Below are 6,796 nucleotides of genomic sequence, written 5' to 3' on the forward strand. Positions count from 1 at the left end.
CCTGCTAAGCTTTAACCATAAGCATAGTCAAATTCTCAACTTTCAGCCTCCAAAATGCATTCACGAAAAAATACAGCGGCTTTTGGAGCCTCAGCCTCGCTGGCGACACCATATCCGCCACACTGATCAGAGGCTCAGCATAGGCATGATATAATTTGTGCGAACCGGGTCTTTCGCGAGGTGGCTCCAACATTTGATAACCCGTCAAGGTGGGTAAACAATACGGGCGCTTGGCGAGATATGTAACTAAACTATTAATGCTATTTGGCTGTTCCTCTGAAGCAATAATCCAACGCCCTTCTTCTGGTAAGGTAGAAATTACCTCAGACAGGGACTCATTATCCTTGTGTAATAAACACCATTTTGGCTCATCATAAAGCGGTGGCGGCTGCATTATGCCCCCTGCGAACCTGCCTGGAAAGGCTGCTTGGATCAAAGGCAATTCTCTTTCCTCAAGCACCCCTAACTCACTATCAGCATGGAGCCGAATAACCAAATCCATTCGCAGATCACAGTAGCGCATATCAATCAGACCAGGCCTTCTCACAGGCCCTCCACTTTTAGACGGTGGAATGTTTTGTTCTGGTATTTTTGCATTTCCGGAAAAATTATACTGGCGTAAGAAGCAGGCAACGCCATCAAACAGTACATTGCGACTAAGAAGTTTTTGTAACAGAAGCTGATAGTTATAAACCACTCCCCAAAGAGCGGTCATTGAAGGTAGGCCCACGACGTATGGGCAAGATAAAGCTTGTGCGTCGAAAACGTGCAGATTTTTAAGATGAAGATAACGAGAAGATTTGTCGCTATCTTTATTCTCTTGCGACTGCAATAGGCGCTTTAGCAATACCTTAATCTGGCTTTTTAATGGCAACAATAATTCAGGATGATAAGCGAATCGCTCGGTAGCACGATACTTGACCAATGCCGCGTGTAGCTCTTTATTGATCAACACAAGATGATCAATCAGTTGATTATCAGGGGTATATATAAGAAGCTGAGCTAGCCCTATACCTCTACTTTGCGTTTCAATGTGTGCTTTTCCACGCCAGTAACTTATTGGAGCTAGCCATTCTGCCAAATGTACTCTTAATGAGTGCATTGCAGCACGGCGGAGAATATTCCTCTCTTTTTGAGTCTGCAACTGCTTGCTTATAATGATATCTTCGCAAGCGGTGATAAACCCCTCACTTCTTAAAGTGCGTTCATAAAAATAAACACCTTGACTACTTTCAGTATTATTGTATTTTTTTTGTTTCCAATTTTGACTATTACCACAATTAGGTGGGTAGTTAAGTACAGCAACTTTTCCTCCTAAGGACGAAGCTAGATCACCCACACTTGATGCATGCCAATGCTTAATAGTGGTAAAATTTCCATTTTTCTCTTTTCGCGCAATTTGAATATCTGAAAGCATTGAGTGAGATGCTACGGGGGTAATACTAATATCATGACCCTGATAAGGGAAAGTTACTTGCACAGAGCGATAATTGACAGATAAAGGAAATAAGTTAGTCGTAAGATATTCTTTAAAAAGCTTCTGAAGATACAGCCACTGGCCATGTGGCATCCCTAACGCCTCAAATACATTCCACCAGCACTGCTCATTTTCTGCAATTAAACCTGCTAAACAAGTGGGATTCCCACGAAACAAAAAATGCGATCCAAACAGTTTTGCCTTATTAACAGCTGATGAGTTGTGTGACCATCCTAAACGCTGTATGCAGTAAAATGATGATACCGTATTTATAGCTGGCGTTTCTAATCGTGCTATCATTCTTTGACCCGATATGCGTGTATCAGGGTATTTAACGTTATGTGTATGTAGCCACTTAATTTCCTGGGCACATTTTTCCATGTGATACCAATCCATAAGTGTCGCAGTCGCCATGGTATTATCTAGTATATTTGCAACGTCTTCTCGTTTATGTGAGAGATTTAGCAACGCAATTGCTGCCATAGGCTCACTTTCAGAAACTTCAACTAATTTCGTGTAAGGAGCAAACGCCTTACGAATAGCAACTGAACGCTCATTGACAGGTAGCTCAATAATTTCATTAAGATGCATGAGCATTGTCCTCACCAAGCCGACAGATAGTTATTGTAGACGGATCCTTCCATTGGGACTCGCGATTGACGCAACTCAATCACTTCTCGCAAATGAAATGCCCCTACGCCGCCAGTCAACTTCTCGTGACCCTTAAGCCTGAAAGCAAGTTTCAAATAGCCCTCCTGATACAGCCGGTAAACTTGTTCATGCGAGGTACCAAGCAGTACGGAGGCTTCGGGCACGCTAAGCAGTAAATCGGCCAGATTTGGCACACGGTTTTTAGGATGCCTGTTCACAAGTTTGACCAGAAAATCCTCAAGGTGAATGAGTATAAAATCCCTTTCTGTATGATCTTTCACTAGAAGGTGAGACATCCTGATGATGTCGCCAAAAACATGCTGTAAGCGTGTGCGATTAAAATCTTGTAATAAGAAATTTTCGGCGTTTGCCGCTCTAGCTTCCAGTTCACGATTAAAAATTTCCGGCCAGTGAGAGAAGTACTCCATCGCATCTTTTAACGTGTTCGTATCAACCTGTCCTGATTCATTTAGCCCTTGATGGGAATAAAGCTGAAACCACAGTAGACAAGTAAATCGCATACTAATCGAATGCAGGCCAAGCAGCGGATAACTTGCCTCATCCAGTACACCCATCACCAAGCGGCTTGCTTCTATCTGCCAACCTTCTGCCCTACTAGTGGCCGAGTGCCTTATATCCATTCCACAAGTGCATGAATACAAAGATTCATTAACTATATAGCTGAGAGGGTCACCGCACTTCGGGCACTCATGAACTAGCCGAACGCCATGATCTAAGCAGGCTTGATAAGGGATCCAATGCCATTCCTGCCGAATGTAGCCAGCTTCGTTCAAACAGTCTGGACAAACGGGTACTGTATGTTGCCGCACCAAAGCGCGTGGAATGTGCACTCCATCGTAAAATACACCTTGATAGCGGGAGCAAAATGATTGGTTTGAGTGCATTACTGCTAAATGCAGTAGCGGTAACTGTTCATTGTCTGTCAGTGATTCTATGAGTCTAAGTGCACGAATGCGTCGACTGCTACTCTGCGCCGCATGGTAAACGTTCAACCGGCTCAATTCTACTGGAAATGCCCCCGCGGCTTCATGGTCGTGAAGCTGAAGCCAATCCTTTATGGCCCGACTAAACTGTTGATAATATGCAAAGAAATTTTCTTCCGAGAGCCGAAGCATATAGCTCTCTAGCGATTCGTTACTGAAAGGCTTGGGGCGAACAAGCAATTTCATGGCAGCCACCTGCTAAGGTTTCCTTATCAAGGTATAGCAGCTGACCTAGAATTGCGCACAACTTTATTCAAACACAATTTTTATGAAACAACATGGAAGGAGTACAGTAGCTTCCAGCTACATGATAATTCTAATATTTTCATAAGGAACGCAAGATCTGGCAGATGGCAAACTATTAGCAAAAATTAATAAAACCCACATATAAGCTTCTAAAAGGTAAAATTCGTCTTAACTATCCCAGACTGACGAGAGCACGAATCAGGTGCATGCTATCTTTGTAAAATAATATGTGACCAATGCAATTTTTGCATGGTAGCTTACTATTTTGATAAGCCTATTAAACAAAAGCCTCCAAAAGGAGGCTTGTATGCTCTACTTTTTTCTCTTAAGCACTTTCATCAATTACCCATGAGCCTACTTCTTCATTACCAAACTCTGCTTTCCAAGCCTGGATAATTTTATGATTACCACCACGAGTTTCTACTACTTCCTCTGTATGCGGATTTTTATAGACTTTCAGAGGACGTTTTTTACGGCCGTCCATTCCACTTTTCTTAGTGGATTGGCGGTTGTAACTGGGGTCAATCATTTCACATACTTCACGTGCAAGCTTTCCGTATTCTGTCATAAGCGCTTGCAATCTTTCTTTAAATTCAATTTCTTCTTTTAATTCACTATTATTTTCAAGCTCCTGCAGCTCTTCTTGCAGTTTCTTCAACAATTGTTCTTTTTGGATGTAATCTTTAAGCACTGACGTCATGAAATTCGTCCTTTTTAAAATTTCTTTGCTATGAGCCCTTATCACACTGAAAATTTACCAAAGCCTTGCAATCATTCCAAACGGTGAAAAGGAAACTGTCGCTAGATTAAATTGTTACTCTGCTTTTTTCAAAGTCATCCAAGGCTATTCTGTGGTGAAAAAGGTATTTGCAGTAAAAATAATGGTGCATTATATCACCATAAAGTTGCGAGGAGTTACACTATGCGAACCACGGTCACCATTGATGATGCTCTTTATGAACAAGCGCTAGAGCTTGCTGGGCCAGGACTGAACAAGCCATCAGACATATTTCGTGAGGCCCTAAAAACCTATGTGCGAGTACAAGCAGCTCGTCGCCTAGCAGACTTAGGTGGCACCGTTCCTGAGATATCAGACATTATACGCCGTCGCGGAAATCCACCGTCGCAATGAAAATACACATTTTATCCTATCTTATATGAAAAATTTCAGGATGCGCATAGCGGAATTATTCCGAGACTTTCAATGGCCACATCGGTACCAGTCCCCATTGCCACACCGACATCCGCCGTTGCTAAAGCAGGTGCATCATTAACGCCATCGCCTGCCATCAAAACAACGTGGCCTTCGTTTTTCAGTCGCTGGATAATGTTACCCTTATCTTCGGGTAGCACTTCCGCCTCCATCTCATCAATATGAAGTTTTCGGGGAACCGCTTCGGCCGATGTACGGTTATCGCCAGTCAGCATCACTACACGGATTCCATCTTTCTGCAGGGCCGAAATGACGGATTGAGGAATGACAGGGTGCAGGATATTTCTGAAAATGAGTTGGTTTGCTTATAAGACACCAGCCGAGGCACTAATAAAATGCAGCCTTCACGCCAGACATCATAGCGTGTAGTACACGCCGAATCTGCTTTGTACCAAACTCAGTTACACAGAGCAGGATTGGTGCCCGTCCTGCCAGCGTTTTGTTAGAACGAGACAGTCATTCGATCGCGGCCCGCTTGTCCTCGAACACCATCATGGCAAGTTGGATAGCGGTCGCTTTTCAACGGCAACTGTCGGCCGAGGCTGTGTGAAAACCCAAAATCAGTTGGCGATAACAGTGCTTAGCCGTTTTGGCACCACTAACGGGCCAGCAAGGCAGTTCAGAGCACCTTCATTCATTCCGCCAATATCTGAGTTAGTCGAGATAAAGCCTAGGCAGAACTTACTAAGAAGCGCTATTGGCTACTACAGGTATGGCAGAGCCAGGTCAGCATCAATGCCCGCATCGCCTTGATCAAACCCATGGTGCCAAGGATATTCATGACGCGTTTCATGTTGTAAGCAAGTACATGAAGGCTCATTTCCGTGCTGACGTTCTTAAGGCGCTTAGTCAGGAAGTGCGTCGCACCCATCCATGCTTTTAACGTGCCAAAGGGATGCTCAACAGTTTGACGTCGGATGCGCATTATATCCGGCGTCTGATCTAGACGTGAGATTACCGCCTCCAGTACCTCTTCGTGTTCCCAGCGTTTGATGCGCCGATGGATACCCGTGGTGCACTGCGACTTCATTAAGCAACTCGGACAGGCCGAACTCCAATAGCAATGTAGCGTCTGGCCTTTTTCGACGTTCTTGAAGCGCCAAACCAGTCGCTCTCTCGCGGGACAGCGATATTCATTACGTTCGGGCACGTAACGAAACGCCTCTCTGGGAAACATGCCTTTGGCCTGGCTCGGCGAGCTTTTGGGCTTGGGAAGATATGTCGTGATACCGGCCTCGTGACACGCAAGAATCTCCTCCCCTGTAAAATAACCGCGATCAGCCACGACGTGGAGATCGCTGACGCCGCTAGCATTGCGGGCTTGCTTGGCCATCCGGGAAAGCTGACGCCGGTCACTGCGACATTGGTAACCTCATGGGCTACGATTAAGTGATGCCGACTATCGACAGCCGTCTGTACGTTGTAGCCCACTACCCACGTCCCTCGTGTTGTCATGGAGCGAGCATCTGGGTCTGTCAAAGAAACTTGCTGTTCAGGTGCCTCGGTTCTTTGAATTTCAATAGATTGCAGGTGTTGAACTTCTTCTGTGAGGGAGGCGATCTTTTCCTTCAAGCGTGTCGTCTGTGCTTCTGTGACAACAGCGGAGCCTTGATCCATTGCGTCGAGTTGGCGTAAGTAACGCTCAATACTTTTATCGATTTCCTCTGCACGTCGCTTCATCTTGGCAAAGGTGAAGTTACGGTCTCTATTGTTGACCGCCTTAAATTTGCTGCCATCGATTGCCATCACCGATTGTGCAAAGAGTTCCAGACGTCGACATACCAAGACGAAGTCTCGGCAGGTGGCTTGGATCGCCTTGCCATTGTGCTGGCGGAAATCGGCAATCGTTTTGAAGTCCGGTGCGAGGCGCTCCGTTAGCCACATGAATTCAACATTCCGCTGCGCCTCACGTTTCAAACGGCGGCTGGATTGCACGCGGTTGAGGTAACCGTAAAGATAGATTTTTAGAAGTACAGCGGGGTGATAGGCGGCCCGACCCGTGGNGAAGTACAGCGGGGTGATAGGCGGCCCGACCCGTGGCATGGGGATCAATACCTTTGAAACCCAGCTGTTTGAGGTCGAGGGCGTCCACGAAAGCCTCAATGGCCCGAACCGGATTGTCATCAGAGACGAAATCATCCAGGAGTTCAGGAAACAACGTAGCTTGGGACCGTGATTCACCTGCGACGAAACGTTTCATCGGTA

Annotated in this window: 5 protein-coding genes and 1 pseudogene; 1 reads left to right on the forward strand and 5 read right to left on the reverse strand. The window is 45.5% G+C overall.

What is annotated here, in order from left to right; all coding sequences use genetic code 11:
* Nucleotides 1-4 precede the first annotated feature (4 nt).
* From HZU72_RS11090 to HZU72_RS11100, 3 genes are all read right to left on the reverse strand, one after another.
* The gene (locus HZU72_RS11090; protein ID WP_180091848.1) at nucleotides 5-2,068 is read right to left on the reverse strand and encodes a type I-F CRISPR-associated protein Csy2; all 2,064 of its coding nucleotides are present in this window, start codon (nucleotides 2,066-2,068) and stop codon (nucleotides 5-7) included.
* 11 nt (nucleotides 2,069-2,079) lie between these two features.
* Nucleotides 2,080-3,318: a TniQ family protein gene (locus HZU72_RS11095; protein WP_180091849.1), complete on the reverse strand. Its 1,239-nt coding sequence runs from the start codon at nucleotides 3,316-3,318 to the stop codon at nucleotides 2,080-2,082.
* Between the two features lie 385 nt (nucleotides 3,319-3,703).
* Nucleotides 3,704-4,078, reverse strand: coding sequence for a histone-like nucleoid-structuring protein, MvaT/MvaU family (locus HZU72_RS11100; protein ID WP_180091850.1), 375 nt, complete (start codon nucleotides 4,076-4,078; stop codon nucleotides 3,704-3,706).
* A gap of 222 nt (nucleotides 4,079-4,300) precedes the next feature.
* On the opposite strand from HZU72_RS11100, the gene HZU72_RS11105 reads away from it, so the two are divergent.
* Nucleotides 4,301-4,510, forward strand: a complete 210-nt coding sequence (locus HZU72_RS11105; protein ID WP_180091851.1) for a type II toxin-antitoxin system VapB family antitoxin — start codon at nucleotides 4,301-4,303, stop codon at nucleotides 4,508-4,510.
* A 35-nt stretch (nucleotides 4,511-4,545) separates the two neighbouring features.
* Here the strand turns inward: HZU72_RS11105 and HZU72_RS11110 are convergent, their stop codons facing one another.
* Both HZU72_RS11110 and HZU72_RS11120 read right to left on the reverse strand, forming a co-directional pair.
* Entirely contained in the window at nucleotides 4,546-4,884 is a 339-nt protein-coding gene (locus HZU72_RS11110) for an HAD-IC family P-type ATPase (RefSeq protein WP_443089493.1), read from the reverse strand.
* 401 nt (nucleotides 4,885-5,285) lie between these two features.
* A pseudogene (locus tag HZU72_RS11120) lies at nucleotides 5,286-6,791 on the reverse strand (IS1182 family transposase).
* Nucleotides 6,792-6,796 lie beyond the last annotated feature (5 nt).

It is taken from the genome of Vreelandella sedimenti (assembly GCF_013416325.1).
GTDB classification, from domain to species: Bacteria; Pseudomonadota; Gammaproteobacteria; order Pseudomonadales; family Halomonadaceae; genus Vreelandella; species Vreelandella sedimenti.

Coding starts and splice junctions, on each gene's coding strand:
- HZU72_RS11100 (WP_180091850.1), bottom strand. CDS start 4,078: ATGACGTCAGTGCTTAAAGATTACATCCAAAAAGAACAATTGTTGAAG.
- HZU72_RS11090 (WP_180091848.1), bottom strand. CDS start 2,068: ATGCATCTTAATGAAATTATTGAGCTACCTGTCAATGAGCGTTCAGTT.
- HZU72_RS11105 (WP_180091851.1), top strand. CDS start 4,301: ATGCGAACCACGGTCACCATTGATGATGCTCTTTATGAACAAGCGCTA.
- HZU72_RS11095 (WP_180091849.1), bottom strand. CDS start 3,318: ATGAAATTGCTTGTTCGCCCCAAGCCTTTCAGTAACGAATCGCTAGAG.